This window comes from uncultured Roseibium sp., assembly GCF_947499295.1.
Lineage (GTDB): Bacteria > Pseudomonadota > Alphaproteobacteria > Rhizobiales > Stappiaceae > Roseibium.
The window spans coordinates 1-621 of the sequence record NZ_CANMNP010000122.1; the positions used below are offsets into that span (position 1 = coordinate 1).

The 621-nt window shown below is 60.4% G+C and carries 1 pseudogene; it reads left to right on the top strand.

The features are described 5' to 3' along the window. Positions 1 to 618: pseudogene (locus Q0835_RS30055) on the top strand (transposase); the annotation flags it as partial. Between the last annotated feature and the right edge of the window lie 3 nt (positions 619 to 621).

Genomic DNA, 621 nt, shown 5'->3' on the forward strand with positions numbered 1-621 from the left:
TTTGAGTTCTTCCAGCATGAAGCGCCGCTCGACGCCAGCACGATGACACGCTGGCGCAAGCGGATCGGGCCTGAGGGACTGGAAGACTTGTTGAAGGCGAGCGTTGAGGTGGCCCTCGACACCGGGACCGCCAAGCCGAGTTCGCTGGAACGGATCACCGTCGATACCACGGTACAGCCGAAGGCGATCGTCCACCCGACCGACAGCCGACTGTACCTGAAGGCCAGGTTCGCGCGTCTGCTCGGGCTTGTCGAGCGCTTGCTGGCGCAAAAGCCGAAGGACAAGAATAAGCTCTATTCGCTGCATGCGCCCGAGGTGGTCTGCATCTCGAAAGGCAAGGCCCGCACCCCGTATGAGTTCGGTTGCAAGGTCGGCATCGCAACCACGAACCGGGAGGGGTTGGTGCTGGCCTCCAGATCCTTTGAGGGCAATCCCTATGATGGCCACACGCTCAAAGCCACGGTAGATCAGGCCAAAGCCATGAGTGGCGTTGATCCAGACCGCATCTATGTCGACAAGGGCTATCGCGGCCATGATTATAAAGGTTCGGGCTCGGTCATGATCGCCGGCGGCAAGCGCGGGCTGTCCGCCACTATGAAACGGGAACTGAAGCGACGATAA